We start from the raw sequence: 1,702 nt of genomic DNA on the forward strand, positions 1-1,702 counted from the left end.
GGTAAACGGGCTCTGTCGCTGATCTTGTGATGTTGGGTTTAGGCCCGGGCGAGGATGCGTTTTCGGAGCAGGTCGAAGTTGGCTCGGCCATAGCCTTCGCGCTTGATGAGTTTGACGCGGGTGTTCTGGCCTTCGGCTTGGCCTGAGCTCCAGGGGATGGTCAGGCCGGCGGTGACGGCGTCAAAGTCGTGGGTGAGGCCGGTGGCGAATTGCTGCAGGTGAGGAAGGTCGTCGGTGTGGACGTCTGCTATCCACTTGCCGAGCCGGTCGCCGCGTAGATAGCGGATCATGACGGCGAAGGCGCGGACATATCCGATGGTGGCGTCTAGTTCGGGGCAGCCAGCCTGCACCTGCTTGAGGTCCACGATCTCCTCGGGATGCAGGTGAGCGGGGTCGGTGAGGATCCAGCCGGTGAGCTTGCGGAGTTTCGGCACGAGACGGGCGGGCGGCGGGCTGACACGTCCTTCCTTGAGGAGCCGGGTGTAGAGGCCGACGGTGCTGGAGCTCCCGCGATAGCCCTGGGCGCGGATCTCACGAAACAGCTCCATCGCGTTGCCGCAGCCGTCGGTGATCCGCTGGTGCAGGTAGGGCTTCCACGAATCGAGGAGGCTGGCGCGGGTGGTGGCTTTGACCAGGAGTTCCTCCAGGCTCTGCGCACGGGCGTAGCGGCGCACTGCGTAGTAGTCCAGTTCCAGGTCACGGCTGATGCCCTTCAGGGATCGGCCCTGGGAGACCAGCTCCTGCACTGCGGTGTACCGGTCGGTGACGATGGCGATCATCCGGCGTTGCCGACCGCGGACATCGAGGTGCCCATCGGGTGCCTCGACGGGCGGCAGTGCGGGTTCTGGCTGCTCAGCCGGTAGATCCGCGAACGCGGCCTTGACGCAGCCATAGTGGGACGCGACGCTCTTCTCGACTGCTTCGGACAGGTTGTGCCATAAATGCCACCGATCAGCGACCTGTCTGGCCTGAGGCGCGCCGACCCTCGCGGCTTCGGCATACCCGCGAGCACGATCGCGACAGACGAACTCCACCTCCCGACGCCCGCTGAGCCACTCTGCCAGCGGCCCGGCCTCCCTACCCAGCAGGACGTCGACCGGCCTGCGAGCCTCAAGGTCGACGATGATGGTCGCGTACTTCTCGTGTTTTCGGAGTGCGAAGTCATCCACCGCCAACACCCGCACCGTGCCGACCTGAGGCTCGGGCATTGCCCGTTCCATCCGCAACAGCGTGTCCTTGGCAACCCGCAGACCGAGCCGGGCGGCAAGCCTGACACCCGGCCGCGCGGCCATCGCCAAGCAGATCGACTCCAACATCGCGCGGAGCACCAGGGTGAATCGGGCGAACGGGCTGGTCAATCCCTCAACCTGCTCGGCAAATGTCACCGCCACGCAACCGCTGTTGCGGCACTTGAAGCGACGAACGACCAGCGAGAGCACCGTCCGCACCCCCGCGACGGCGGCGTCGGCCAGCCGGCGCACATACCGACCGTGAACACGCTCGGACTCCATTCCGCAGTGCGGGCAGACACCGCCACCAGCCCGAACCCGCGCATGCAGCGTCACCAGCCCCGCCGTCCGCTCCACCAGCTCTACGACAACTCCGGCTAAATGCGGAAGAAGCCCTTCGATACCTCCATGAACGCACTCCGTACACGATCACCTACCGGACCGCCCCATGTCACAAGATCAGCGACAGAGCC

General features: G+C 65.7%; 1 protein-coding gene. It reads right to left on the reverse strand.

Going from position 1 to position 1,702, the window contains the following annotated elements:
- Positions 1-38: 38 nt before the first annotated feature.
- Complete coding sequence (locus tag AB0F17_RS66400) at positions 39-1,586, reverse strand: ISL3 family transposase (protein WP_358047845.1); 1,548 nt, start codon at positions 1,584-1,586, stop codon at positions 39-41.
- Positions 1,587-1,702 lie beyond the last annotated feature (116 nt).

Source organism: Nonomuraea sp. NPDC026600 (assembly GCF_040638335.1).
Taxonomy (GTDB): domain Bacteria; phylum Actinomycetota; class Actinomycetes; order Streptosporangiales; family Streptosporangiaceae; genus Nonomuraea.